This window comes from Flintibacter porci, from assembly GCF_041925195.1.
In the GTDB taxonomy this organism is placed as follows: Bacteria; Bacillota; Clostridia; order Oscillospirales; family Oscillospiraceae; genus Lawsonibacter; species Lawsonibacter porci.
Map to the genome: position 1 here is coordinate 166,621 of NZ_JBHEVB010000008.1, position 24,171 is coordinate 190,791.

At 59.0% G+C, this 24,171-nt stretch carries 23 protein-coding genes and 3 tRNA genes; 15 read left to right on the top strand and 11 right to left on the bottom strand.

Going from position 1 to position 24,171, the window contains the following annotated elements:
* Positions 1-56: 56 nt before the first annotated feature.
* Both ACEVJL_RS10665 and ACEVJL_RS10670 read right to left on the bottom strand, forming a co-directional pair.
* Positions 57-1,127 (bottom strand): acyltransferase, encoded by a 1,071-nt coding sequence (locus ACEVJL_RS10665; RefSeq protein WP_374737829.1) that lies wholly within the window; start codon positions 1,125-1,127, stop codon positions 57-59.
* A 167-nt stretch (positions 1,128-1,294) separates the two neighbouring features.
* Positions 1,295-1,370: transfer RNA gene (locus tag ACEVJL_RS10670), tRNA-Val, on the bottom strand.
* Between the two features lie 185 nt (positions 1,371-1,555).
* Between ACEVJL_RS10670 and ACEVJL_RS10675 the strand changes: the two genes are divergently transcribed.
* Positions 1,556-2,881 carry a glucose-6-phosphate isomerase gene (locus ACEVJL_RS10675; protein ID WP_020989962.1) on the top strand — a complete coding sequence of 442 codons (1,326 nt, stop codon included), beginning with the start codon at positions 1,556-1,558 and terminating at the stop codon, positions 2,879-2,881.
* 286 nt (positions 2,882-3,167) lie between these two features.
* Positions 3,168-3,578, top strand: coding sequence for a hypothetical protein (locus tag ACEVJL_RS10680; RefSeq protein ID WP_008982287.1), 411 nt, complete (start codon positions 3,168-3,170; stop codon positions 3,576-3,578).
* 183 nt (positions 3,579-3,761) lie between these two features.
* Here the strand turns inward: ACEVJL_RS10680 and ACEVJL_RS10685 are convergent, their stop codons facing one another.
* The 3 genes from ACEVJL_RS10685 to ACEVJL_RS10695 all read right to left on the bottom strand — a co-directional run bounded on the left by ACEVJL_RS10685 (position 3,762) and on the right by ACEVJL_RS10695 (position 4,455).
* Complete coding sequence (locus ACEVJL_RS10685; protein WP_374737830.1) at positions 3,762-4,127, bottom strand: four helix bundle protein; 366 nt, start codon at positions 4,125-4,127, stop codon at positions 3,762-3,764.
* Between the two features lie 155 nt (positions 4,128-4,282).
* Positions 4,283-4,366 (bottom strand) — tRNA-Tyr (locus ACEVJL_RS10690).
* Between the two features lie 13 nt (positions 4,367-4,379).
* Positions 4,380-4,455 (bottom strand) — tRNA-Thr (locus tag ACEVJL_RS10695).
* 89 nt (positions 4,456-4,544) lie between these two features.
* Between ACEVJL_RS10695 and ACEVJL_RS10700 the strand changes: the two genes are divergently transcribed.
* The 7 genes from ACEVJL_RS10700 (at position 4,545) to ACEVJL_RS10730 (ending at position 9,483) form a co-directional block, all read left to right on the top strand.
* Positions 4,545-4,760, top strand: coding sequence for a hypothetical protein (locus tag ACEVJL_RS10700; protein ID WP_374737831.1), 216 nt, complete (start codon positions 4,545-4,547; stop codon positions 4,758-4,760).
* Entirely contained in the window at positions 4,757-4,990 is a 234-nt protein-coding gene (locus ACEVJL_RS10705) for a hypothetical protein (protein ID WP_008982284.1), read from the top strand. The genes ACEVJL_RS10700 and ACEVJL_RS10705 overlap by 4 nt, the downstream gene beginning before the upstream one ends.
* Entirely contained in the window at positions 4,971-5,288 is a 318-nt protein-coding gene (locus ACEVJL_RS10710) for a sigma-70 family RNA polymerase sigma factor (protein WP_020989961.1), read from the top strand. The genes ACEVJL_RS10705 and ACEVJL_RS10710 overlap by 20 nt, the downstream gene beginning before the upstream one ends.
* Before the next feature lie 80 nt (positions 5,289-5,368).
* Positions 5,369-5,953 (top strand): hydrolase, encoded by a 585-nt coding sequence (locus ACEVJL_RS10715; RefSeq protein WP_110441671.1) that lies wholly within the window; start codon positions 5,369-5,371, stop codon positions 5,951-5,953.
* A gap of 1,013 nt (positions 5,954-6,966) precedes the next feature.
* The gene (locus tag ACEVJL_RS10720; RefSeq protein WP_008982281.1) at positions 6,967-7,950 is read left to right on the top strand and encodes a ribose-phosphate pyrophosphokinase; all 984 of its coding nucleotides are present in this window, start codon (positions 6,967-6,969) and stop codon (positions 7,948-7,950) included.
* A 69-nt stretch (positions 7,951-8,019) separates the two neighbouring features.
* On the top strand, positions 8,020-8,613 hold the full coding sequence (gene pth, locus ACEVJL_RS10725; protein WP_235398118.1) for an aminoacyl-tRNA hydrolase: 594 nt from the start codon (positions 8,020-8,022) through the stop codon (positions 8,611-8,613).
* Between the two features lie 93 nt (positions 8,614-8,706).
* Positions 8,707-9,483: a hypothetical protein gene (locus ACEVJL_RS10730; protein WP_374737832.1), complete on the top strand. Its 777-nt coding sequence runs from the start codon at positions 8,707-8,709 to the stop codon at positions 9,481-9,483.
* Between the two features lie 80 nt (positions 9,484-9,563).
* Here the strand turns inward: ACEVJL_RS10730 and ACEVJL_RS10735 are convergent, their stop codons facing one another.
* The 5 genes from ACEVJL_RS10735 to proC form a co-directional block, all read right to left on the bottom strand.
* The gene (locus ACEVJL_RS10735; protein ID WP_020989958.1) at positions 9,564-9,701 is read right to left on the bottom strand and encodes a hypothetical protein; all 138 of its coding nucleotides are present in this window, start codon (positions 9,699-9,701) and stop codon (positions 9,564-9,566) included.
* A 340-nt stretch (positions 9,702-10,041) separates the two neighbouring features.
* Positions 10,042-10,560 (bottom strand): HD domain-containing protein, encoded by a 519-nt coding sequence (locus ACEVJL_RS10740; RefSeq protein ID WP_374737833.1) that lies wholly within the window; start codon positions 10,558-10,560, stop codon positions 10,042-10,044.
* A 179-nt stretch (positions 10,561-10,739) separates the two neighbouring features.
* A complete protein-coding gene (locus tag ACEVJL_RS10745) occupies positions 10,740-11,996 on the bottom strand; it encodes a glutamate-5-semialdehyde dehydrogenase (RefSeq protein ID WP_374737834.1) in 1,257 nt (418 codons plus the stop codon).
* A gap of 110 nt (positions 11,997-12,106) precedes the next feature.
* The gene (proB, locus tag ACEVJL_RS10750; protein WP_110441674.1) at positions 12,107-12,877 is read right to left on the bottom strand and encodes a glutamate 5-kinase; all 771 of its coding nucleotides are present in this window, start codon (positions 12,875-12,877) and stop codon (positions 12,107-12,109) included.
* A 32-nt stretch (positions 12,878-12,909) separates the two neighbouring features.
* A complete protein-coding gene (proC, locus tag ACEVJL_RS10755) occupies positions 12,910-13,713 on the bottom strand; it encodes a pyrroline-5-carboxylate reductase (RefSeq protein WP_374737835.1) in 804 nt (267 codons plus the stop codon).
* Positions 13,714-14,560: 847 nt separating this feature from the next.
* Between proC and ACEVJL_RS10760 the strand changes: the two genes are divergently transcribed.
* The 5 genes from ACEVJL_RS10760 to spoIIP all read left to right on the top strand — a co-directional run bounded on the left by ACEVJL_RS10760 (position 14,561) and on the right by spoIIP (position 20,997).
* Positions 14,561-14,932 (top strand): GntR family transcriptional regulator, encoded by a 372-nt coding sequence (locus ACEVJL_RS10760; RefSeq protein ID WP_008982274.1) that lies wholly within the window; start codon positions 14,561-14,563, stop codon positions 14,930-14,932.
* On the top strand, positions 14,929-15,831 hold the full coding sequence (locus tag ACEVJL_RS10765; RefSeq protein ID WP_374737836.1) for an ABC transporter ATP-binding protein: 903 nt from the start codon (positions 14,929-14,931) through the stop codon (positions 15,829-15,831). Before ACEVJL_RS10760 ends, ACEVJL_RS10765 begins: the two co-directional genes overlap by 4 nt.
* The gene (locus ACEVJL_RS10770; RefSeq protein ID WP_374737837.1) at positions 15,806-17,731 is read left to right on the top strand and encodes a hypothetical protein; all 1,926 of its coding nucleotides are present in this window, start codon (positions 15,806-15,808) and stop codon (positions 17,729-17,731) included. Before ACEVJL_RS10765 ends, ACEVJL_RS10770 begins: the two co-directional genes overlap by 26 nt.
* Before the next feature lie 288 nt (positions 17,732-18,019).
* The gene (locus tag ACEVJL_RS10775) at positions 18,020-19,279 is read left to right on the top strand and encodes an acetyl-CoA C-acetyltransferase (protein ID WP_325207734.1); all 1,260 of its coding nucleotides are present in this window, start codon (positions 18,020-18,022) and stop codon (positions 19,277-19,279) included.
* A 518-nt stretch (positions 19,280-19,797) separates the two neighbouring features.
* Entirely contained in the window at positions 19,798-20,997 is a 1,200-nt protein-coding gene (gene spoIIP / locus ACEVJL_RS10780) for a stage II sporulation protein P (RefSeq protein WP_235398137.1), read from the top strand.
* Between the two features lie 433 nt (positions 20,998-21,430).
* Here the strand turns inward: spoIIP and ACEVJL_RS10785 are convergent, their stop codons facing one another.
* A complete protein-coding gene (locus ACEVJL_RS10785) occupies positions 21,431-22,207 on the bottom strand; it encodes a TSUP family transporter (RefSeq protein ID WP_110441679.1) in 777 nt (258 codons plus the stop codon).
* 331 nt (positions 22,208-22,538) lie between these two features.
* Here ACEVJL_RS10785 and ACEVJL_RS10790 point away from each other — a divergent pair, with 331 nt between their 5' ends.
* Positions 22,539-24,026, top strand: coding sequence for a DUF1846 domain-containing protein (locus tag ACEVJL_RS10790; RefSeq protein WP_374737838.1), 1,488 nt, complete (start codon positions 22,539-22,541; stop codon positions 24,024-24,026).
* Positions 24,027-24,171: the final 145 nt, after the last annotated feature.

Genomic DNA, 24,171 nt, shown 5'->3' on the forward strand with positions numbered 1-24,171 from the left:
AGCAAAAAAGCATCCGTGTTGCGGATGCTTTTTTTGCGTATGAAAAAGTTGTGCGGTTATCCCTGGAGCAGGCGGCGCAGCAGGGGGATCCTGGACACGCAGGCGGCAAACAGGAAGGAGAGCAGGGCGGTCAGCACGCCCTGCAAAACCAGAGCGGCAGCCAGGGGCAGAGCATCGGGCTGCAGATGGGTGATAACGTCCAGCACCAGAGGGTGGACCCAGTACACGCCAAAGACCACCTGGGCGCACAGGCGCAGGGGCTTTTGGGCCGGGCGCAGCGCCTGGGCGTGGTGGGAAAAGAAGGTGCGCACCCACACGAACAGGACGGCGGCAATGAGATAGTGGGGGAAGGCGTAGCCGCTTTCAAAGGGGAGATAGCTCTGTTCCGGGCAGGCGTAGAGCAGATTCCCCACCAAATGCACGGCATATCCTGCCGCGCCGCCCAGATAGATCAAAAGCCGGGTCCGGCGGCTCAGCTCCTGCCGCCCCAGCAGCCAGCCCAACAGGACATACCCCACCAGTCCCTCCAGCATAGGGCCAAACAGCACCACCTGGAAGGGGAGGACCTGATTGAGGGCGGGACGGAGGGTGGAGGAGAACAGAATGATGCCAAACAGAAGCAGAATCTGCCGGGGGGTGCAGGTCTCGATCAGCCGCCGCAGGAAGGGGCAGATCAGGTAGATGCCAAGGAGCATGTAGATGTACCACATGTGGTACTTCACGCCCTGGCCCAGGAGAAGCTGCAGAAAGACCGACAGGCTGAGGGGCTGGGAGCCGGTGAGGACCGCCACGGCGAAGTAGATCCCATTCCAGACCACCAGAGGGATCAGCAGCTTAGGCAGCTGCTTTTTGTAAAAGGGTGTGATCTCTCTGGAGCGGGGATCGTCCAGCATCAGGCAGCCGCTGATCATCAAAAATAAAGGCACACCCACCCGCACCAGCGGGTCCAGCACCATGCAGGCAAGCCAGGTATTGGTTTGAGACAGGGTGGGGCTGACCATGATGGGGGCGGTCACATGCAGTGCGATGACAAGAAGAATGGCCAGACAGCGCAGGGCGTCCAGATAGGGGATGCGGACCTGGTTTGGAGCGCCGGGTGCCCTGGTGAGGTCGGAGCAATGATCCATGGTGGGTTCCTCCTGTTGCCAGCAGAGTGGACCGTGCCGGTACAGCCGCTGGAGATTTGTCCCTATTTTACCCGGGGCAGAGGGGGATTGCAAGGCAGAGCGGGGGTTTTTAAGCAGATCCTAAGAAAAACAAAAAAGCACGGAAACAAGTTGTTTCCGTGCTTATCTGGTGGACGATACAGGACTTGAACCTGTGACCTCCCGCACGTCAAGCGGATGCTCTACCAGCTGAGCTAATCGTCCGAACAGCATGGACTATTTTATCCTGTATGTGGCCATTTGTCAAGAGTTATTTTGGATTTTTTTTTGTGCAGGAGGGAGAAAAATTTCCTTATTTCCATTGATTTTTTCCAGGTGGAAAACGGGACGTTTTGTGCTATACTGATTCCAGCATCCTATACTTCACTTCTCAAGGAGGACCTGCAAGTATGCTTCACTTAGATTTGACAAAACTGGAGGGGTTCATTCCCCAGGATTACCTGACCCAGCGCATGGCTGGTCTGGAGAAGGCCGCCTCTATGCTGGCCAACCATGACGGCCCCGGCGGCGACTTCACCGGCTGGGTGTATCTGCCCCGGGACTACGACAAGGAGGAGTTCGCTCGCATCCAGGCCGCTGCCAAGAAGATTCAGCAGCAGTCCCAGGTGCTGGTGGTCATCGGCATCGGCGGCTCCTATCTGGGCGCCCGTGCTGTCATCGACCTGCTGGCCTCTCCCAACTATAATCTGAAGAAGAAGGACACCCCCGACATCCTGTTTGCCGGCAACGGCCTGTCCACCGACGCTCTGCTGGAGACCATCGCCCTCATCGGCGACCGGGACTTCTCCGTGAACGTCATCTCCAAGTCCGGCACCACCACCGAGCCCGCTGTGGCCTTCCGTATCTTCAAGGCTCTGCTGGAGGAGAAGTACGGCAAGGAGGGCGCCCGGGAGCGCATCTACGCCACCACCGATAAGGCCCGCGGCGCGCTGAAGGGTCTGGCCGACGCCGAGGGCTACGAGGAGTTCGTGGTGCCCGACGACGTGGGCGGCCGCTTCTCCGTGCTCACCGCAGTGGGTCTGCTGCCCATTGCCGTGGCCGGTATCGACATTGCCGAGCTCATGGGCGGCGCGGCCCAGGCTATGACCGACCTGTCCGTGGGCGGCGCTGAGAACCCCGCCTGGCAGTATGCTGCTGCCCGCCACGCTCTGTACCAGGGCGGCAAGAAGGTGGAGCTGCTGGCCTGCTATGAGCCCTGCTTCCGGTTCTTCTCCGAGTGGTGGAAGCAGCTCTACGGCGAGAGCGAGGGCAAGGAGGGCAAGGGCCTGTTCCCCGCCAGCGTGGAGTTTACCGCCGACCTGCACTCCATGGGCCAGTATATCCAGGAGGGCGAGCGGCTCATGTTTGAGACCGTGGTGCAGTTTGCCCCCAAGGGCGAGTTCATCATCCCCAACGATCCCGAGAACGTGGACGGCCTGAACTTCCTGTCCGGCAAGTCCATGGCCTTTGTGGCCGAGCAGGCCATGCGGGCGGTCATCCTGGCCCACGTGGACGGCGGTGTGCCCAATGTGCGCATTGAGATGCCCGCTCTGTCTGCCAAGACCGCCGGTTACCTCATCTACTTCTTCGAGTATGTCTGCGGCCTGTCCGGCTATCTGCTGGAGGTCAACCCCTTCAACCAGCCCGGCGTGGAGGCCTACAAGGTCAACATGTATGCTCTGCTGGGCAAGCCCGGCTACGAGGAGCAGAAGAAGGCTCTGGAGGAGCGGCTGTAAGAGCAGCGAAGCCTTCGCGGCCTGACTCGGCGGGCGCAAGCCCGGTTGCGAGAAGGAGAAAGCAGAGTTGGAAAAGCGGCTGTAAGCGGCTAAATCCGACGAAATGAAACAAATCCCGGCCTTTTCCAGATTTTCCGGAAAAGGCCGGGATTTATGCTCTGCGCTGACCGCCGCTCTACCAAAAAAATTCATAACTTTGCGGTTGAAAACCGGCCCCTCTTATGTTAAAGTTATAGTAACGTAAGGGACCTGCTTCCCACGTAACATCCATTAAGGAGTGATTCACATGATTCGAGTTATCATGGGTAAGAAGGGCACCGGCAAGACCAAGCAGATGATCGACATGATCAACGAGGCCGTTGGCAGCGAGCACGGCAACGTGGTGTGCATCGAGAAGGGCAACAAGCTCACCTTCGACATTCACTATCAGATCCGCCTGGTAGAGGCCAGCCAGTATGATATTGCCAATTACACCGCCCTGAAGGGCTTCGTCAGCGGCCTGTATGCCGGTAACTATGACATTACCCATGTCTTTATCGACAGCCTGACCAAGATCGTTCCCATCGAGAACTATGCCGAGACCGAGGAGTTCCTGGCTTGGCTGAACAACTTCGGTGAGAAGCACAACATCAAGTTCACCATCACCATCAGCGACGAGCCCGACCTGGCTCCCGAGGGCATCAAGCAGTATTTCTAAGCATAATTTTCAAAAGAAACAGCGCGCCATTTCAAATATGGCGCGCTGTTTTTTGTGCTTTTTTCCTGAAATGTCCCGTTGTCAGGACAATTTACGGCTTTTTTCTTGGTAAATACGGGAAAAACAAACTTGACAGAACCGGACAAAGGGAGTATATTATGTCTACGGATTAGAACGTATGTTCTATAAGGCCGGAGGAGAATTTCCTTGTTTGGACTTTGCGGTGTTGAGAGAAGCAATCAGCAGTTTTTTTAATTCCACACAGTGGGAGAGGGGAGCCTGCTGAGTGCAGTACCCGCTCTCCAGCAGGAGTTCCAGCCAATATTCACTTTCTGCACATTCTTTTAAGGCAATCTGGAGCTTGGCGATAAAGTCGGCCCGGCTGTGACCGTAAAAGGCCTCGCGGATGTTGGCGCCAATGCTGGTGCCGGAGCGGAGGAGCTGATTGACCAGAATGGTTTCTCGTTTTTCCCGCTTGATCTGGTTGCAGACTTGAATAATTTCCAGGGCAAAGGCCTTTGACTTAGAGAGGAGAGGACTGGTGTTCATCAAATCACCCATTTTAATTGGTCGGCGCAGCCGACACCTTACTTCTTCCCTCTTGCCTTTTACTTCTTCCCTCCAAAAATCCTGAATGCGAACGAGCGGGTAAGAAGGAAGAGGGAAGAAGAAAAAATCCTGAACGCTGACGCATTCAGGATTTTTGGTGGAGGAGGGTGGATTCGAACCACCGAAGCTAACGCAACAGATTTACAGTCTGCCCCCTTTGGCCACTCGGGAACTCCTCCAGATATGAAATTGTGGAGCTGGTGGACGGATTCGAACCCCCGACCTGCTGATTACAAATCAGCTGCTCTACCGGCTGAGCTACACCAGCGCATCAAGAGTGCTGTCCAACAGCAGGTGTTATTTTACCAAAGAACGTACACTTTGTCAAGCCCGATTTTGAAAATTGAAAAAATTTTTTTGAAAGGGAGAAAGGAGTGTTCCTACACGGCCCAGAGCCAAAGAAATTCCCTGCTTCTGCCGCTGCGGGATGTGCAGCAGGCGCCTCCGGCGGCCTACTGTCCCTGCTGCGGCGGGGAGCAGTACCGCTGGGACCGGATGGTCTGGCGGGAGGGACGGAGCATCTGCGCGGAGTGTGCCGCGCGGGAAGAAGAGGAGGAAGAGAGAGAGTCATGACCCTGTTGGAACTGTCTGTGGAGTACCGGGAACATGCCCGGATGCTGGATCTGCGCATCTGTCAGCTGGAGGCGGTGCTGGAGCGGACCCGAAATGAAAAACAGCGGCTGGTGTTGGAGCACCGCATCCACATGCTGTCCACCATGCTGCGGGAGGCCAGAGAGCTGGCTGTGCTCACCGAGCGCTACTATGAGAGGGGGTACCGCCGAAATGCCAAATACACGCTATAGGAGAGGAAAGCTGTACGCCGCCGACATGGCTCTGTACAGCATGCAGATGGCCTCTGACAACAGCAAGGAGATCAGCCGTCTCAAGCGTAACCTCATCCGGGCGCTCCAGGAGGATGTGACCGAGCGCCAGCGGCAGACGCTGCTGATGTATTATGCCCAGGGGTATAACATGCGGGAGATCGGGGAGCGGCTGGGGGTGGACCGGTCCACCATCTCCCGCACCATCAAGCGGGGAGAGCGGCGGCTGCAGCGCTGCCTGCGCTATGGGGCGGAGGCGTATTTGAGAAATATGGATTAGGAGTAGTGGCGCTTCCGTTTGAAGCGGCGGTGTGGTAGAATAGGAAAAAACCACCCGCAAGCGGGTCACAGGAGGAGCCTATGTCCGGAAAAGAGGAATTTATTGAGCTGTTCAAGGAGAAGATCACCCGTCCCGGCGCCGACGCGCTGCTGAATTTTTTGGAGCACAAAAGCGACTTTTTTACCGCCCCTGCCTCGGCGCGGTATCATCTGTCCTGTGAGGGCGGGCTGTGCGAGCACAGCCTGAACGTGTACCACTGCCTGGTGGATTACCTCCAGCGGGAGCGGGTGCAGGAGCTTTACGGCCTGGAGTACAGCGAGGAGACGGTGGCCGTGGTGGCACTGCTCCACGATCTGTGCAAGATCGGGTGCTATAAGAAGGGGTTCCGGAACGTGAAGAACGACGCCACCGGCCAGTGGGAGAAGGTGCCCACCTACACCTTTGACGACCCGCTGCCCTATGGTCACGGGGAGAAGAGCGTGTACATCGCCAACGGCTATATCCGCCTGACCCGGGAGGAGGCCATGGCCATTCGTTGGCATATGGGTTTCTCCGGACCGGAGGATTCCAGAACGGTGGGCCAGGCGTTTCAGAAGTATCCGCTGGCATTCGCCTTGGCCACCGCCGATATGGAGGCCAGCTACTTCCTGGAAGGAGAACCCTAACCTACTTTTCTTGAAAGAAAAGTAGGCAAAAGAACTTTGTGGAAAACTGCGTTTTCCATCTGCGGGAAGGAAGATAGTGTGAAAGAAACCCAGGAGGGGTGTCTTTCACGTGCAATCAACACAAATTTTGCAGACAGAAACTGACTGCAAAATTTGCAGGCGGGCAAAATATTTTTGCCCGGCTTGGCAAAGAACTTTATGGGAAACTTCGTTTCCCTTCTGCGCCCGTAAGTAAGATTGCCAGTGGGAGTGACGTGTTCCGTTGCTCCCACCTGCTTTTCTTAAAAGAAAAGCAGGCAAAAGAACTTTGTGCGAAGCTTCGCTTTGCTTCGACGCCCGTAAGTAAGATTGCCGGTGGGAGTGACATATCCGGTCGCTCCCACCTGCTTTTTTGAAAGAAAAGCAGGCAAAAGAACTTTGTGCGAAGCTCCGCTTCGCCTCTGCGCCCGTAAGTAAAGTTTTCCGTGGGAGTGACGTATTTCGTCGCTCCCATTTTTTACGTATATGTTTACCACCACAAAAGGAGGTTTTTTCCCCTGAAAAATGGGCAAACTAATAGAAAGGATATTGTTAAAAGGATGTGCTTTATACAAAAAGCCTCGTCGCTGTGCACAGTTTGCCCTGCTGTTCCCACTCCTTTTTCCTACCTTTTTGGAGGAAAGTGAAGAAAACGAAAGTTTTTGAAAAAAATCCCCTGGAGGGGGTCAAATTTTCCGTTCAGGTATGCTATAATGGCTTTGCCAATCCCGACCTTTTACCTGGTCAAAGGCTGGTGGGTGTTTTACCTGCCGGGCCTGCGCGGATCAAGAGCATCTTCGGCTCCGGCGCAATGCCGGCGCCGGTTCAAGTTAAGGCTGTCGGCACCGGTTCTCCGCCGAGAACCTGGAACGACGGCCGGCCCGCGTTTTTTCAGCCGTCCAGAATCTTTTTCATGCAGTCATTTACAGGAGAAGGTACAGGAACACGGAGCAAGGCCTTCGAGCCGCTCCACGAAAAACGGAAGGAAGTTGATTATGATCACACACGGGAAGAGCATCAAGATTTTCACGGGCAACTCGAACCCCAACCTGGCCAAGGCCATCTGCCAGGAACTCGGGGTACCCCTGGGCAATTCTGAGGTAGGCTCCTTCGCCGACGGCGAAAACTTTGCCTCCATCTACGAGACCGTCCGCGGGTCTGACGTCTTTGTGGTGCAGTCCACCTGCCCCTTTGAGAAGGACGGAAAGATGCACACCGTAAACGACGCCCTGATGGAACTGCTCATTATGATCGACGCGCTGCGCCGCGCCTCCGCCGGCCGCATCACCGCCGTCATCCCCTACTTTGGCTATGCCCGTCAGGACCGCAAGACCAAGCCCCGCGATCCCATCTCTGCCAAGCTGGTGGCCAACCTGATCACCCGCGCCGGCGCCGACCGGGTGCTGACCATGGACCTGCACGCCAACCAGATCCAGGGCTTCTTCGACATCCCGGTGGACAACCTGCTGGGCTCTCCTCTGTTTGTCAGCGAGTGCTTCCGCAAGTTCGCCGCTGTCCAGGACGACACCATGGTGGTTTCTCCTGACGTGGGCAGCGTGGCTCGCGCCCGCGCCTTCGCTCAGAAGCTGAACATGCCTCTGGCCATCGTGGATAAGCGCCGTCAGAAGGCCAACTCCTCTGAGGTCATGAACATCATCGGCGACGTAAAGGACAAGCACGTCATCCTGCTGGACGACATGGTGGACACCGGCGGAAGCCTGTGCCACGCTGCCAAGGCTCTGGTGGACATCGGCGGCGCCAAGGACGTTACTGCTGTGGCTACCCACGGCCTGCTTTCCGGCCCCGCTGTCCAGCGCATCACCGACAGCGTCATGGACGAGGTGGTCTTCCTGGATACCATTCCCCCCAAGCCCGGCATGAAGTGCGACAAGATCCGCTATATCTCTGTGGCTCACATGTTTGCCGAGGCCATCAGCCACATCTACGAGGAGACTTCCGTTTCCCGCCTGTTTACCTGATTTTCCGTATCCCACTGGGGCGGGCATTTGCCCGCCCCAGTGCATTTTACGCAGCAAGTGAGGGATAGCATGTTTTTCCATCGCAGTTCCGGCGGAGCATCCTGGATGCTGGTGTGCTTGGGCAACCCCGGGGACCAGTATGACAATACCCGCCACAATGTGGGCTTTATGGTGGCTGACCAACTGGGCGAGCGGTACCGTCTGCCCATCCAGAAGCTGAAATTCAAGGCCCTGACCAATGTATTCACCATTTCCGGGGAAAAGGTGCTGGTGATGAAGCCGGTGACCTATATGAACCTGTCCGGCGAGGCGGTGCGCCCTGCCGCTGACTTCTATAAAATCCCCCCGGAGCATATTATAGTGATCTCCGACGACACCGCCCTGGACGTGGGAAAGCTGCGCATCCGCAAGAGCGGCTCCGCCGGAGGACACAACGGGCTCAAGAGCATTATTCAGCACCTGGGCACCGACCAGTTCCCCCGGATCCGGGTAGGCGTGGGCAAAAAGCCCCATCCCGACTATGACCTGGCCGACTGGGTGCTGGGCAAGTTCCAGGGTGAGGACCGCAAGGCCATTGCCGCCGCCGTGGAGCGCTGTGCCGACGCGGTGGAGTGCTATATCAAAGAGGGGCCCGACCGCGCTATGAACAAGTTCAACGGATAAAATTTTCCATTTCTTAAAGATTTATATGGGTTTATTGAAATGATGTGTGGTATGGTTGCCTCACATCATTTCATTTTCTTTGGGGGACCATGTATGAGGAACTTTCTTTTGACCCGGGCCCGCACGGCGTTTTGGATTTGGAGTGCCCCGGCGATTTTGGCGCTGTTGTCGTGTGCTGCCTCCGGCTTGAAGGGCTGGGCGCTGCTGACCGGATACCTGCTGGCGATAGCCTGGATTTTGGCGGGGTGGGTCGTCATCAATTTTCAACCCCGAATCGCCATGCGTCCGGCGCTGGCCGCGCTGGATCACCACTGCGACCCGGAACCCCTGCTGGAGCTGTGCCGCACCGTCTGCCGCCAGAATCCGGACAGTCTGCTCTTTCAGGTCTATCAGAGTTGGGCGCTGTCTCTGCTGGGAAAGGATAAGGAGGCCCTTCCGGTGCTGGACCGTGTGGCCAATCATCCCCGGCTGACAAAGGATGCCCTGGCTCTGCTGGTCTGGAGCGCGGCCTTGCCCTCCGGTGATCCCCGGCAGGAGTGGGCGGCGGAAAAACTCACCGCCTTGAAGCCGAAAATGCGGGCCAACCAGCGGGCATTGGTGGACCGGGTCATGAACCAGCGGCGCTCCTTTGCGCTGATGCAGGCGGCGCCCCCCCAGCTGGAGCCTCTGCTCCAGCAGGATCTGGAGCGGGCCGGGTGCCTGCGGGAAAAGGTGGCGGCCCATATGGCGCTGGCGGTTTACTGCTACCAGCGGGAGAAATGGCAGCAGGCGCAGATGCATCTGGAATTTGTGCTGGACAATGCCAACAAGCTGCATGTCCGCACCCAGGCGGAGGAACTGCTGTGTAAACTCCCCTCCGCTTTCTTGTAAGAAAGCTTGGCAAAGAACTTGGCGGGAAACTTCGTTTCCCTTCCTCGCCCGGATATGAGACTTTTTGTGGGAGTGACTGCTCAGGTCGCTCCCACTTTTTTGTTGAGAGGGTTCCGCCCTGCGGGGCGGGTTCCTTTCTGAGCGGTCAGAAAGGAACCAAAGACCCGCTGGGGGCCGCTTCCGGTGAGCACCTTGCCTGCGGCGGTGCTCACAGTCATTGCCCCCAGACCCCCATTACGGGAGCGTGTCCCTTCGGTTGTTTGGTCATCCCCGGCGGCCTAAGTTTTGACCGTGCAGCCCTCTCCTCTCGGCCCACTGGGGCCTGCTGCCATCAAAATTTGCAAGTCGCTGCTTCGATCACACACCGCCTGGTGCATCCCTTCCTGTTGGGTACAGGTGTTGTCGTGCGTTTCAATAGGGGGGCGTTTCTACGCAAAAAATAAAAAAGTAGGAGCGACGGAAATGTCGCTCCTACCCAGAGAGTTCTTTACGGGCACAGAGGCGAAACGAAGTTTCGAACAAAGTTCTTTTGCCTACTTTTCTTTCAAGAAAAGTAGGTCAGGAGAAGGCCGGAGAAGGCTCCTCCTTGGCTTCGGTGATAGGCTCCACGCCAAGGCGGCGGCGCAGGCGGCTGGGGTCATAGATGCCGCTGAGCTCCATACCGGCGCACAGGGTATCCACCACATCCACCAGCCAGGCCTCCATAGACCGGGGCAGCGCTCCGCCCAAGGGCCACATGTGGGAGAGGATAATATTCCGCTCCTTGTCGCTCAGGTCGGTAAGCCCCTGGGCGTTGCGGGCGGCGGCCCGGGGATGGTCAAAGCACTGCCAGCCCGGGTGGGCCGATTTGTCACGGGAGTCGTAGAGGTACAAATCGTGCAGGAGTCCGCCTCTGGCGGCAGCGGTCTCGTCCAGGCCCAGAGCCCGGGCGGCGCGGAACGACCAGTAAGCCACAAACAGGGAGTGGTCCAGGGTGGTGATGCGGTTATGATGGCACCAGCGGCCCATCATCCGTACCTGCTCAGAGCCTAACAGTTCCCCGGTGGTCTGGCAGAACTCCTTCATGTAGTGGTTCATTGGAATCAGTCCTTTCCAAAATCACAAGGGTGGATGGTACATCAAGATCCAGCTGGGCTCCGCGCCGGAGCGCGGAGAACTGGGTGGGAAAAGGCCCCCTTTTTCCCACCTTCATTATACCTCCAAACAGGCGATTTTGTCACCCGGAAAATGGCGGAAAGAGCCGACTCTCCAAACAGTCAGCGGGTCTGACCGGTGCCCCGGATGATGTACTTATAGGTACACAGCTCCTGGAGCCCCATGGGTCCCCGGGCGTGGAGCTTCTGGGTGGAGATGCCCATCTCACAGCCCAGTCCAAACTCGCCTCCGTCGGTAAAGCGGGTGGAGGCATTCCAGTAGACGGCGGCAGAGTCCACCTGGTTGAGGAAGGCCCGGGCGGCCTTTTCGTCGGCGGTGACAATGGCCTCAGAGTGGCCGGTGGAGTGGGCGGCAATGTGGGCGATGGCCTCGGCCACGCCCTTTACCACCTTGACGCCCAGGATGTAGTCCAGGAATTCGGTATCAAAGTCCTTTTCCACGGCAGGTGTACCGGAGATGATGGCCTGGGCGGCCTCGTCCAGGCGCAGCTCCACCGGGTGCAGGCCCTGGGCAGCGCGGTCCTGGGTCAGACGCTTTTGCAGCTTGGGGAGAAATTCCCCGGCGATGGTCTCGTCCACCAGGCACACCTCGCAGGCGTTGCACACGCTGGGGCGGGAGCACTTGGCGTTCTCCAGAATGTCCAGGGCCATGGCCTGGTCGGCCTGGCCGTCCACATAGACGTGGCAGATGCCGGTGCCTGTCTCAATGACGGGTACGGTGGCGTTGTCCACACAGGCACGGATGAGGCCCGCGCCGCCGCGGGGGATGAGCAGGTCCACATAGCCGCTGGCCGTCATCAGCTCGTTGGCAGAGGCGCGGGTGGTGTCCTCCACCAGTTGGAGGGCGTCGGCAGGGAGACCCGCCCGCTGGAGCCCTTCCTTCAGCGCGCCTACAATGGCGGCGGCGGAGCGGTGGGCCTCCTTGCCGCCCCGGAGCACACAGGCGGAACCCGCCTTCAAGGCCAGAGCGGCGGCGTCAGAGGTGACGTTGGGGCGGCTCTCGTAGATAATAGCAATAACACCCATGGGTACCGCCGTCTTTTCCACCACGATGCCGCTGGGGCGCTCCACCCGCTGGAGAACGGCGCCCACCGGGTCGGGGAGGGCGGCCACCTCCCGGATGCCCTGGGCCATGCCTGCGATGCGCTCGGGGCTGAGGGCCAGCCGGTCCAGCATGACCTCAGACACGGTGCCGCGGGCGGCCTCCAGGTCGGCCTGGTTGGAGGTGAGAATGGCCTGCTGATGCTCCATCAGCGCGTCAGCCATAGCCAGCAGAGCGTTATTTTTGGTCTCGGTGTCCGCCAGAGACATAGCCCCCTTAGAAGCACGGGCCTTTTCCAGCAGTTCCAATGTCGTCATCGTACGACCTCCTTTGACTCACTCTCCGGACCCAAACAGCCGGATTTTATCCCGAAGAGCGATGATAAAATGTAGATAATAGAAATTGTAATACGAAACGTATTGAAAAATCAGGCCTTATGAGCCACAAAGCGGGTGCCAACGTCCTTGCCTTCGGCAATGTCGTAGAGCCGCTCGGGGTGCTCGCCGTTGGTGATGACCATGTCACAGCCCTGGGCGGTAACCATCTTGGCGGCCCGGAGTTTCGTCGCCATGCCGCCGGTGCCCAGGCTGGAGCCTACGCCGCCGGCCAGGGCCTCGATCTCCGGGGTGACTTCCTCCACGGTGGGGATGAGCTTGGCGTTGGGGTCCTTGCGGGGATCGGCGGTGTACAGGCCCTCGATGTCGCTGAGAAGCACCAGCAGGTCGGCCTTAGTGCAGCAGGCCACAATGGCGCCTAGGGTATCGTTGTCGCCCACTTTGATCTCAGCCGTGGCGATGGTGTCGTTCTCGTTGATGACAGGCAGGGCGCCCAGCTCCAGCAGGCGCTCCATGGTGTTTTCGAAGTTCTCCCGGCGTTCGGGGTGGTCCACATCCTCGCCGGTGAGCAGCACCTGGGCCACGGTGTGGTTATACTGGAGGAAGAGCTTATCGTAGGTGTACATCAGCTCACACTGGCCCACAGCGGCGGCAGCCTGCTTAGTGGGCATGTCGGAGGGCTTGCCGGGCAGGTTCAGCTTGCCCACGCCCATGCCGATGGCGCCGGAGGAGACCAGAATGACCTGATGACCGGCATTTTTCAAATCGGAGAGTACCTTGACCAGCTCCTCCACGTGGCGGATGTTCAGCCGCCCGGTGGCGTGGGCCAGGGTGGAGGTGCCGACTTTTACAACGATTCTCATGGAATAAACCCCCTCATATCAGGAATAGAAACTTATTTGGCCAGCTCCTTGTTTTTTTCAAAGGTTGCGATCACCGCATCTATAGCGGCGGCGCGGAAGCCGCGCTCCTCCAGCACACGCACACCCTGGATGGTGGTGCCGCCGGGGGAACAGACCCTGTCCTTGAGCTGGCCGGGGTGCAGGCCCTTCTCCATCATCAGCTTGGCGGTGCCCTCCACCATCTGGGCGGCATAGGCCAGGGCTTTGGCACGGGGCAGGCCGCAGGCCACTCCGCCGTCGGCCAGGGCCTCAATGAACAGAGCGCAGAAGGCGGGGCCGCAGCCGGACACGCCGCTGGCAGCGGGGAGGAGGTGGGGTTCGATGGGGTCCACCAGTCCGGCGGGAGCCATAAGAGTCTGGAAGGCGTCCAGTTCCTCCTGGGTGGTATCCACGCCGTAATACTGCAACACGCCCGCACCTACGGCCACGGGCGTGTTGGGCATCAGGCAGATGACCGGGTACTTGCCTCCGGCCAGGTCCTGGATGGCCGCGCCGTCCAGACCGGCGGCCATGGAGGCCAGCACGAAACGGTCGGTGCGGGCAGCAAGGACAGGTGCCAGGTCGGCCAGAACGCCCGCCATCATCTGGGGCTTTACCCCCAGGAAGATGAGAGAACAGGTGCGGGCCACGGAGGCGTTATCCACAGCCTGGCCGCCCACTTCCTGAGCCAGGGCCTGAGCCTTGGCGGGAGTGCGGTTGGAACAATACAGCGCCGCGCCGGGAGCGCCCTTGGCGGCAGCCTGGAGGACGGCGGAGCCCATGGTGCCCGCGCCGATAAGACCAATGGAAGAGAACATAGGGAAAATACCTCCTTTTGTCTGGTGACCCTATGATAACACGTTCTTTTTTTCGGGGGAAGGGGGAGATGAAGAAAGTTGAAAGAAATGAAGGGGGGAGAGCGGCCTTAGGCCGCTTGGGGAGATGGGGGATGTTCTTTCCAGCGATGGAAAGAACCAAAGATCGCCGGGGGACGGCTCCGGTGAGCGCCTTCGCGGAGCGGGCGCTCACAGTCACCTTTCCCCCGGTCCCCCTGTCTACGGGGGCATGTCCCTTTGGTTGTTACAAACTTTCCGACGGCCTAAATTTTGATCGTGCGCCTTTCTACTCTCGGCCCACAGGGGCCTTTTTCCATCAAAATTTGTGAACGCCTGCTTCTATCGTACACCGCCTGGTGCCTGCCTACCTGTTTGGTGCGGCGGTGGTCGTATAAAGGCGCCCAACAACTGCCTAGCTGCCACGGTTATGCCAGGGCAGGCGGTGAAATTTCAACGCAGAATGCCGCAAATTTCGGCCTGGGCAGGCCCCAGTGGGCCGAGGCAAGAAGGACGCAAGGTCTTGTTTTCGGAGCCGCCGGACGCAAGTGCTATCTTTCAGGAGGGCGTCCCCCGTAAACGGGGGGTCTGGGGGTGGGGCGACTTGGAACGCCCGCCTGCGGCGAGGCGTTCCTCGGAGACACACCCCCAGTCACTCTTTGGTTCCTTTCTGGTGATCCAGAAAGGAACCCGCCCCGCAGGGCGGAACCCTGCTTGAACATAAGAAAATCTTAAACCCTTCTTAATTGACTTTCCCCGGCCTCACACATACACTTAGTGTACTAATACAGACCATACAGTTTGCCCACGGGCAGACGGAAAGGAGGGCGTAATGTTAAGCTTAGATTATCGGGACGCCCGCCCCATCTATGAACAGGTGCGGGATGGCCTGCGCCGCCTTGTGGTGACGGGGGCTCTGGTCCAGGGGGAGAAGCTCCCCTCCGTGCGCGCGATGGCCAGCACCCTGGCCATCAACCCCAACACCATTCAGCGGGCCTATGAGGCTCTGGAGGCGGAGGGATACCTGTACTCGGTGCCGGGAAAGGGGTCCTTTGTGGCGGAGCACACCGGTGTAGACCGGGGACGGCAGGAGCGGCTGCTGCACACCTTTGACCAGACGGCGGCGGAGCTGCTGTACCTGGGGCTGACAAGGGACGCACTGTGTACCCGCATTGCAAATCTGAAAGGGGGAGCGGCCCAATGATCCAGATCAACGACGTGGTCAAAAGCTTTGACGGCTTCCGGGCACTGGACGGCCTGACCATGAAGGTGGAGGAGGGCTCCATTTACGGCCTGGTGGGTCCCAACGGAGCGGGCAAATCCACCATTTTGCGCCATATTATGGGCATCTACCGGCCGGATTCCGGCTCTATCCTGGTCCACGGCCAGAATGTGTATGAAAACCCGGCCATTAAGGCGGAGATGGCGGCCATCCCGGATGAGCTCTACTACTTCAACTCCGCCTCCACCCGGGATATGATGAAGTTTTACCGGGGTCTCTACCCCCAGTTTGACGACAAACGCTACGACGCCCTGCGGGAGGCTTTCCCGGAGGTGGACGAGAACCAGCCCATCCGCCGCCTGTCCAAGGGCATGCAGAAGCAGTCCGCCTTCTGGCTGGCTCTGTGCTGCCAGCCCAAGGTGCTGGTGCTGGATGAGCCGGTGGACGGCCTGGACCCGGTGATGCGGCGGCAGGTGTGGTCTTTGCTCATGGGCGACGTGGCCCAGCGGGGCACCACCGTGCTGGTTTCCTCCCACAACCTGCGGGAGCTGGAGGACGTGTGCGACCATGTGGGTATCCTGTCCCACGGCAAGGTGCTGCTGGAGCGCTCTCTCACCGACCTCCAGGACAACATCATCAAGCTGCAGCTGGCCTTCCAGGAGCCCGGCCTGCCTCCACTGCCCGAGGGGCTGAACGTGCTGCACACCAGCCAGATCGGCCGGGTGTATACCCTCATCGTCCGGGGCGATCCCGCCCAGATCAAGGAGCGCATGGCGGCCCTGAATCCCATTTTGATGGAAATGCTGCCTCTGAATCTGGAGGAGATCTTTATTTATGAGTTGGGAGGTGAGGACTATGCGGTCCGGGACATCGTTCTTTAATTCCACCCTCTACCGCAAGACCATGCTGCGGTTCTGGCCTCTGTGGGTGGCCTACGGCCTGATGTGGCTGTTTCTGCTCCCCTTCAACCTGCTGAACAACTACTTCTCTATGAGAGGTGCCTCCGTGTCTTCGGTGGAGCTGGCTAACCGCCTGGTAGAGTATGCCCGAGACATCCCCAATACCCTGCAATTTGGGGTGTTTGTGGCCTGCGGCTACGGGGTGCTGTGTGCCATGGCGGTATTCGGTTACCTCTACAACAACCGCTCCGCCTGCATGATGCATGCCCTACCTCTGCGCCGGGAGACCCTGTTCGGCACCCAGTATCTGGCGGGACTGTCCTTTGCCCTGCTGCCCAACCTGGTGGTGGCGGGCATCACCCTGGCCGTTGAGCTGCCCCTGGTGGCTCAGAAATGCTGGGGAACCTCCCTGGCCAGCCTGGGCATCTGGCTGCTGGTACAGAGCGGAGTATGCCTGTTCTTCTTCTCCTTTGCGTCGTTTTGCGCCATGTTTACCGGCCATATCCTGGCACTGCCTGCCTTCTACGGGATTTTAAACATGCTGGCCTATGTCCTCAATATGCTGATCAACATAGTTTTGAGCGATTTCTTCTTCGGGCTCTCCAGGCACAGCGGCCGGGGAAGCGCTTTGGCCCAGATTCTTACCCCAATCTGGCCCCTTACCGAGGCCGTGGAGTGGGATCCGGTACAGGAGACGGTGAATGGAATGACCGCCACCACGGGGGAATGGTACCTGCTGAGCCCCGGTACCGTGGCCGCCTACGCCGCCGCCGGTGTGGTGCTGGCGGTGCTGGCCCTGCTGGTGTACCGGAAGCGGCAGGTGGAGTCGGCGGGGGACGTGGTCTCCGTGCGCCTGGTGCGGCCCATCTTTCTGTATGGCGTGGCCTTCTGCTCCGGACTGTGCTTCGGCGTCTACACCATTGCCTTCTTCGGATGGAGAAACCGGCTCTCCCTGGCGGTATGCGTGGTGGTATGGGCTGTGGTGGGCTATTTTGTGGCCCGAATGCTGCTGTGCAAGTCCTTCCGGGTGCTGAAATACTGGAAGGGTGCGGCAGCCAGCTTTGTGGTCATGGCGGTGCTGTGTGTGGCCTGCCTTACCGATGTAATGGGCATTACTGCCTGGGTGCCCCAGGCAGATGAAGTGGGATCCATCGATGTAGATTGCCGCATCAACTACCCCTACGACAGCGGAGACTCCACCCGCTACCAGGTCACCGACCCCGGACAGATCGAAAAGATCGTCGCTCTGCATCAGGCCGTTCTGGACCACCGGGACACGGTGGACACCAGCAGCTCCCACTATCAGGCTGGGGAGGAGTACACCCGCCTGGATGTGACCTACACCTTGACCGACGGCCGTACTGTGCGCCGCTGTTACTACGACATCCCCATCCACATGGAGGACCTGAACACAGAGGGTACCGTGACCTGGGCTCTGAATCAGATTGCTCAGGATCGAGACGCGGTGGAGGATATGTACGACTTTGACCGCTTTGAGAAGTATCGTCTGGTGGAGGCCTATCTGGACCGGGCCGGTACCCAGAGCGGACAGACGGAGACGGATACCAACGAACCCTTCTACCTGGAGGGGGCCTCCAACGCCCAGCTGCAAGAGCTTTGGAAGGCCGTGCGCGCCGACTTTGACGCGGGCACCATCGGGGTGCGTTATCTCTTTGACGACCAGCAGCGCCAGGAAAATACCTACGTTACCGACCTGGTCTTTGTCTTTGAGGTGCCCTCGAGAAACAGTGTCTCCGAGGCTGGGAGCAGTTACAGCACCGATCTGCGCATTACCCTTACCCCCAACGCGGAAAACACCCTGGCCTGGCTGACGCAGTACGCCGGATGGAACACGACTGTATTCCCCATCCTCCACGAGTAAAAGCAAAAAATACCGGCCTTCTCCCGCTGTGGGAGAAGGCCGGTGATTTTTTTGAGAAAGAGAAAAAACAGGCAAAAAATTATTTTGTCAAAAATTTAACGAATTACCGGAGGAAAAGTTCTCAACTTTGCTTAAAATGGCGTGAATTTGTCACTCTCAGACAGAAAGGAGGCCAGAAAGCACAAAAAATTGTATTGATTTTTCCAGATTCCTTCGATATAATGCAGTCAAGAGCGGAACGAAGGGCGCCTTATGACGCCACAACACATTTTTGGAGGTAACAGAGCGATGAAAGAAGTCTATGTTGTCAACTGCTGCCGCACCGCCATCGGTTCCTTTGGCGGAAGCCTGAAGGATGTGCCCGCCGCTGAGATGGGCGCTGTGGTCATGAAGGAAGCCCTGAGCCGCGCCGGCGTGAAGCCCGAGCAGGTAGACGAGGTCATGTTCGGCTGCATCCTCACCGCTGGTCTGGGCCAGAACCCTGCCCGCCAGGCCGCTGTGAAGGCCGGTATCCCCTTCCAGGTTCCCGCTTACACCGTGGGTATGGTGTGCGGCTCCGGTATGAAGAGCGTCATCGAGGGCGCCCGCAGCATCCTGGCCGGCGACGCCGATGTGGTCCTGGCCGGCGGCACCGAGAACATGTCCGCTGCTCCCTTTGCTCTGCCTGATGAGCGCTGGGGCGCCCGCATGGGCGACAAGAAGGTCGTGGACACCATGATCAAGGACGGCCTGTGGGACGCTTATAACAACTATCACATGGGCACCACCGCCGAGAACATCTGCGACGTGTGGGGCATCACCCGCGAGGAGCTGGACGAGTTCGCCGCTTCCTCTCAGAATAAGGCTGAGGCTGCTCAGAAGGCCGGCCGCTTCGACGACGAGATCGTGCCCATCATGATCAAGAAGAAGAAGGAAATGGTGGAGTTCAAGGTGGACGAGTTCCCCCGCGCCGGTGTGACCGCCGAGGGTATCTCCAAGCTGCGCGGCGCCTTCCCCGTGGGTCCCGAGGGCGTGGAGGACGAGATCGTCCACACCTTTGAGGTCACCCAGGTCCATGAGGCCGACACCAAGAAGCACGTCCAGCGTGTCACCGCTGCCAACGCCTCCGGCATCAACGACGGCGCTGCCGCCATCGTGCTGGCTTCCGGCGAGGCCGTGGAGAAGTACGGCCTGAAGCCCATGGCCAAGCTGGTCTCCTGGGGCCAGGGCGGCGTGGATCCCAAGATCATGGGCGTGGGTCCTGTGCCCGCTTCCCGTCAGGCTATGGAGAAGGCCGGCCTGAAGATCGAGGATATGGACCTGATCGAGGCCAACGAGGCCTTTGCCGCTCAGTCCATCGCTGTGGCTCGTGAGCTGCACTTTGATATGAGCAAGGTCAACGTCAACGGCGGCGCCATCGCTCTGGGTCACCCCGTCGGCGCTTCCGGCGCCCGTATCATCGTCACCCTGCTGCACGAGATGCAGAAGCGCGACGACGCCAAGAAGGGTCTGGCTACTCTGTGCATCGGCGGCGGCCAGGGCGTTGCTACCATCTTCGAGAAGTGCTGACCTACTTTTCTTGAAAGAAAAGTAGGCAAAAGAACTTCCTGCAAAGCTTCGCTTTGCCTCTTTGCCTGTAATATAGTTTTCCTGTGGGAGTGACGGATTCCGTCGCTCCCACTTTTTATGCGTATTTTGTGCCCATAACCGCCCAGCTGCCACGGTTCTGCCAGGGCAGGCGGTGTCATTGCAACGCGCTTGTCCACTACATTTTGCACACATAGGACCTAAGGTCCGGGGCAAGAAGGACCAGACGGTCTTGTTTTAGGACCGCCGAAAGTTTTCCGCCAAGCATCAGGAGGGTGTCCCCCGTAAATGGGGGTCTGGGGGGCGACGCCTATGAACACCGGCGCAAGCCAGGTGTCCATCGAAGGAGCCCCCCAGTCACTCTTTGGTTCCTTTCTGGTGATCCAGAAAGGAACCCGCCCCGCAGGGCGGAACCCGCTAAGAATAACATACCCATGTAGACATAACCCCGCCGCCTCTTACATACAGTGGAAGTGACACGCAGGATAAGGGGTGGTACCATGGCAAACCGAGGAAGAAAAAACCACTGGCAGCGGGCAATGCGCCGCGGCGTGGGGCTTGGTCTGGCGGCGGTGGCAGTGTGGGGGGTGACGATGACCGCCGACCTGTCGGGCGTAACAGAGGTGCTGCGCACCTGGGCGGACCGCCCGGCGGTGGCAGTTGCTCTGTTGGAGAGCCAGCTGGGCTCTCTGCCCGAAGAGACCGTGCAGGGGAGTCTCACAGGCTGGAACCGACTGCTGGTGGGGCAGTCTGCTCTGCTCTCGGCGGGACAGGACGAAGTGGAAGGCCAAATTCAGGGTCAGCAGCAGGAACAGCAGGGCTCGTCGGATTCATCGGAGCCCTCCACAGAACCGGAGGAGGCTCCGGACGACGATGACCAGGTGGATACGCCCCTTCAGCCGCCGGTGTCTCAGGACGGAATCCTGGAGATGACCGGTGTAGGAAAGGAGGGAGGGCAGTACCTCAGTCAAAATGGGGTGTACCTCTATAACCGCACAGGCAAGAACCTGGATGAATCGGTATTTTCTGCGGGAATGGTCCATTTTACACTGGGAGAAGGCCCTCAGATTCTGATTTTACATACCCACGGCAGCGAGGCCTATTCCCAAAGCGACGGTCTCACCTATCAGGAGAGCGATTCCTATCGCACCACCGACTGTACCCGCAACATGGTGCGGGTGGGGGAGGAGATGGCCCAAATTTTCCGGGAGAATGGGTTTGAGGTCATCCACGACACCAATTTGTACGACTACCCCGCCTATAACGGGGCCTATGACCGATCGGGCGCGGCGGTAAAGGACTGGCTGGCCAAGTACCCCTCTATTAAAATCATTCTGGATGTCCACCGGGATGCCTTGGTGGGAAACGATGGATCCATCTATAAACTGGTCAGCCAGGAAAATGGGGAAAAAGTGGCTCAGGTGATGCTGGTGGTGGGTACCGACGGCGGCGGAGCGTCCCACCCTTACTGGATCGACAACCTGGCTCTGGCGATTCGATATCAGCAGGAGCTGATTTCTGACTATGTCACCCTGGCCCGGCCCATTGTGCTGCGCAACAGCCGGTATAACCAGAACCTGTCCACTGGCTCATTGCTGGTAGAGGTAGGGGGACACGGAAATACACTCACCGAGGCCTTGGCCGGGGCGCGGCTGTTTGCTCAGAGCGTGTCCCAGGTGCTGCTGGGGATAAAAGAGTAGGGCGGCCAATGGCCGCCCGGAGGAACTGGGGATGTTCTTTCCAGCGATGGAAAGAACCAAAGATCGCCGGGGGACGGCTCCGATGAGCGCCTGCGCGGAGCGGGCGCTCATAGTCACCTTTCCCCCAAGCCCCCATTTTACGGAGGACGCCCTCTTGAGAACTTGGAACTTGCGTCCGGCGGCTCCGATAACAAGACCATCTGGTCCTTCTTGCCCCGGGCCTTAGGCCCTACCGGGTCTGAAATTTGCGAATACCTGCGCTGTACGCACACCGCCTACTCTGGAAGGACCAGGGTGGCTGGGCAGAATACAAAAACAAAACGTGGGAGCGACGGATGATGTCACTCCCACGTATCTTTTTGGTTCGGGCGCAGAGGCAAAGCGAAGCTTTGCAGGAAGCTTTTTTGCCTACTTTTTTCACGAAAAAAGTAGGTCACGAAAAAAGTAGGTCGTAAATGAGGCGGATGGTGAGCAGGGCCAGCACCACAAAGAACATGGGCCGGATGACCTTTGCTCCATTCTTCAGCGCCAGACCGGAACCCACATAGCCTCCTGCGATGCCGCAGATGGCAGCGGGGATGCCCACGGACCAGACCACCTGTCCGGCCAGGGCAAAGGTGACCAGAGAGGCCACATTGGAGGCGGAGTTTGCCACCTTGGTATTGCCCGAGGCGGTGAGCAGGTCGAATTTGCACAGCCCGGTAAAGGCCAGCATCAGGAAGGTGCCTGCGCCGGGGCCGAAGAAGCCGTCGTAACAGCCCATGACCAGCCCGATTCCCAGAGACAGGATCAGCAGCCGCCGGGGGGAGAGCTCATGGGAGTGGTCCTCGGTACCGAACTCCCGCTTGAACAGCAGGAAAACAGCCATCACCGGCACGATGATCAGCATCAGATAATAGAGGTAACGCTCCGGCATGATCATGTTGAGCTTTGCTCCGGCCCAAGCGCCGATGAGAGCGCCCACGCCGCCGCACACCGCGCTGGAAAGATGGACCTCGCCCCGCTTAAGAAAGCGGTAGGTGGCCAGCAGGGTGCCCCACACGTTGCCGCACTTGTTGGTGGCAGAGGCGGCATGGGGAGGCAGGCCGGCCAGCAGATAGGCGGGCAGTGTGATCAGTCCGCCGCCGCCGGCCACCGCGTCCACCAGTCCGCCCAAAAAGACCAGGGGACATACGATCAGCAGGGTGTGCAGCAATTGTTCAGAAAGCATAAGGGCACCTCCAAGGGCAAATTTCCCGGAAAAAGCCCCCGGGCCGCCCCGGGGGTAACGTAAAGCTTTCGTAAAAAAGGGGATAGTTTTTACATTTTATCATAAAATAACCGGGAATACTACCCGCTTTTTTCACAAAAACTTCCCCCTCGGTCTGGTCAACTCTTTCGGGCAAACCACTTGACGCGGCCGTGCCGGAAAGCATAAAATAAAGGCTGAATATTTTTGAAATCATTTGCAATCAACCCTCGGTGGAACAAGCAGACTTGAGATCTGTCCGCGCCGAAAGGCCGCCTTGCCCGCCGGGGGTAAACTATGACGAGGTGACGGTATGACCAGACAGGGCTTTGACAACCAAAAATATCTTACCATGCAGTCCCAGCACATCCAGGAGCGCATTGCCCAGTTCGGGGGCAAGCTGTACCTGGAGTTTGGCGGCAAGCTGTTTGACGACTTTCACGCCAGCCGGGTGCTGCCTGGCTTTGAGCCGGACAGCAAGATCCGCATGCTGGCCCAGATGAAGGACAAGGCGGAGATCATTCTGGTCATTAACGCCGCCGATATTGAAAAGAACAAGGTCCGGGGCGACCTGGGCATCACTTACGACAGCGATGTGCTGCGTCTGATCGATGCCTTCCGGGGCATGGATCTGTACGTGGGAAGCGTGGTTGTGACCCAGTACGCCGGCCAGCAGGCCGCCGACCTGTTCCAGAAGCGGTTGGAGAGCCTGGGCGTGCGGGTGTACCGCCACTATCCCATCGCCGGCTATCCCCACAACATTGCCCAGATCGTCTCTGACGATGGCTTTGGCAAGAACGACTATGTGGAGACCACCCGCCCCCTGGTGGTGATCACCGCTCCCGGCCCGGGCAGCGGCAAGATGGCCACCTGCCTGAGCCAGCTCTACCACGAGCACAAGCGGGGTGTCACTGCCGGCTATGCCAAGTTTGAGACCTTCCCCATCTGGAACCTGCCCCTCAAGCACCCGGTGAACCTGGCCTACGAGGCGGCTACCGCCGACCTGGACGACGTGAACATGATCGACCCCTTCCATCTCCAGGCCTACGGGGAGACCACCGTCAACTACAACCGGGACGTGGAGGTGTTCCCCGTCCTGTCGGCCATGTTTGAGAAGATCACCGGCACCTGCCCTTACAAGTCTCCCACCGACATGGGTGTGAACATGGCGGGCAACTGCATCTATGATGACGAGGCCTGTCAGGATGCCGCCCGGCAGGAGATCGTGCGCCGCTACTACGACGCCCTGTGTGAGCGCCGCCAGGGCAAGGACGTGGATCACGCGGTGTACAAGCTGGAGCTGCTGATGCAGCAGGCGGGAGTGACCACCGCGGAGCGCAGTGTGGTGGCTCAGGCCAATCAGCTGGCCGAGGAAACCGGCGAGCCTGCCATGACTATCGAGCTGCCTGACGGCCAGATGGTCACCGGCAAGACCTCCGAGCTGATGGGCTGCTCCGCCGCCGCTCTGCTCAACGCGCTGAAGGCTCTCTCCGGCGTGGGCGGCCACGGGGTACACCTGATCGCCCAGAGTGCCATTGAGCCCATCCAGACCGTCAAGGTGAAGTTCCTGGGCTCCAACAACCCCCGCCTCCACTCCGACGAGGTGCTCATCGCCCTGGCCTCTTCCGCCAACGCCGACCCCAAGGCCGCCCAGGCCCTGCGGTCCCTGGCTCAGCTGAAGGGCTGCCAGGCCCACTGCTCCGTCATGCTCTCTCCCCCTGACGAGATGACCTATAAGAAGCTGGGTCTGCAGCTCACCTGCGAGCCCCAGTATCAGAGCAACAAGCTCTACCACCGATAAAATCAAAAAAACCGCGCCTTTCCATTTGGAGTGCCCCAGATTGTACGGACAGCACAAAAAAGCCCCTTGGTAGGAAAATATTGAAGTTTTAAGCGGAGTGGCGCAGCATGAGCGGTGCCACTCCAGTTTTTAACTGGATGCGCTG

What these genes read in the sequence shown, in the direction of transcription:
- ACEVJL_RS10665 (WP_374737829.1), bottom strand. Translation starts at nt 1,127, where the DNA reads ATGGATCATTGCTCCGACCTCACCAGGGCACCCGGCGCTCCAAACCAG.
- ACEVJL_RS10675 (WP_020989962.1), top strand. Translation starts at nt 1,556, where the DNA reads ATGCTTCACTTAGATTTGACAAAACTGGAGGGGTTCATTCCCCAGGAT.
- ACEVJL_RS10680 (WP_008982287.1), top strand. Translation starts at nt 3,168, where the DNA reads ATGATTCGAGTTATCATGGGTAAGAAGGGCACCGGCAAGACCAAGCAG.
- ACEVJL_RS10685 (WP_374737830.1), bottom strand. Translation starts at nt 4,127, where the DNA reads ATGAACACCAGTCCTCTCCTCTCTAAGTCAAAGGCCTTTGCCCTGGAA.
- ACEVJL_RS10705 (WP_008982284.1), top strand. Translation starts at nt 4,757, where the DNA reads ATGACCCTGTTGGAACTGTCTGTGGAGTACCGGGAACATGCCCGGATG.
- ACEVJL_RS10710 (WP_020989961.1), top strand. Translation starts at nt 4,971, where the DNA reads ATGCCAAATACACGCTATAGGAGAGGAAAGCTGTACGCCGCCGACATG.
- ACEVJL_RS10715 (WP_110441671.1), top strand. Translation starts at nt 5,369, where the DNA reads ATGTCCGGAAAAGAGGAATTTATTGAGCTGTTCAAGGAGAAGATCACC.
- ACEVJL_RS10720 (WP_008982281.1), top strand. Translation starts at nt 6,967, where the DNA reads ATGATCACACACGGGAAGAGCATCAAGATTTTCACGGGCAACTCGAAC.
- pth (WP_235398118.1), top strand. Translation starts at nt 8,020, where the DNA reads ATGTTTTTCCATCGCAGTTCCGGCGGAGCATCCTGGATGCTGGTGTGC.
- ACEVJL_RS10730 (WP_374737832.1), top strand. Translation starts at nt 8,707, where the DNA reads ATGAGGAACTTTCTTTTGACCCGGGCCCGCACGGCGTTTTGGATTTGG.
- ACEVJL_RS10735 (WP_020989958.1), bottom strand. Translation starts at nt 9,701, where the DNA reads ATGACTGTGAGCACCGCCGCAGGCAAGGTGCTCACCGGAAGCGGCCCC.
- ACEVJL_RS10740 (WP_374737833.1), bottom strand. Translation starts at nt 10,560, where the DNA reads ATGAACCACTACATGAAGGAGTTCTGCCAGACCACCGGGGAACTGTTA.
- ACEVJL_RS10745 (WP_374737834.1), bottom strand. Translation starts at nt 11,996, where the DNA reads ATGACGACATTGGAACTGCTGGAAAAGGCCCGTGCTTCTAAGGGGGCT.
- proB (WP_110441674.1), bottom strand. Translation starts at nt 12,877, where the DNA reads ATGAGAATCGTTGTAAAAGTCGGCACCTCCACCCTGGCCCACGCCACC.
- proC (WP_374737835.1), bottom strand. Translation starts at nt 13,713, where the DNA reads ATGTTCTCTTCCATTGGTCTTATCGGCGCGGGCACCATGGGCTCCGCC.
- ACEVJL_RS10760 (WP_008982274.1), top strand. Translation starts at nt 14,561, where the DNA reads ATGTTAAGCTTAGATTATCGGGACGCCCGCCCCATCTATGAACAGGTG.
- ACEVJL_RS10765 (WP_374737836.1), top strand. Translation starts at nt 14,929, where the DNA reads ATGATCCAGATCAACGACGTGGTCAAAAGCTTTGACGGCTTCCGGGCA.
- ACEVJL_RS10770 (WP_374737837.1), top strand. Translation starts at nt 15,806, where the DNA reads ATGCGGTCCGGGACATCGTTCTTTAATTCCACCCTCTACCGCAAGACC.
- ACEVJL_RS10775 (WP_325207734.1), top strand. Translation starts at nt 18,020, where the DNA reads ATGAAAGAAGTCTATGTTGTCAACTGCTGCCGCACCGCCATCGGTTCC.
- spoIIP (WP_235398137.1), top strand. Translation starts at nt 19,798, where the DNA reads ATGGCAAACCGAGGAAGAAAAAACCACTGGCAGCGGGCAATGCGCCGC.
- ACEVJL_RS10785 (WP_110441679.1), bottom strand. Translation starts at nt 22,207, where the DNA reads ATGCTTTCTGAACAATTGCTGCACACCCTGCTGATCGTATGTCCCCTG.
- ACEVJL_RS10790 (WP_374737838.1), top strand. Translation starts at nt 22,539, where the DNA reads ATGACCAGACAGGGCTTTGACAACCAAAAATATCTTACCATGCAGTCC.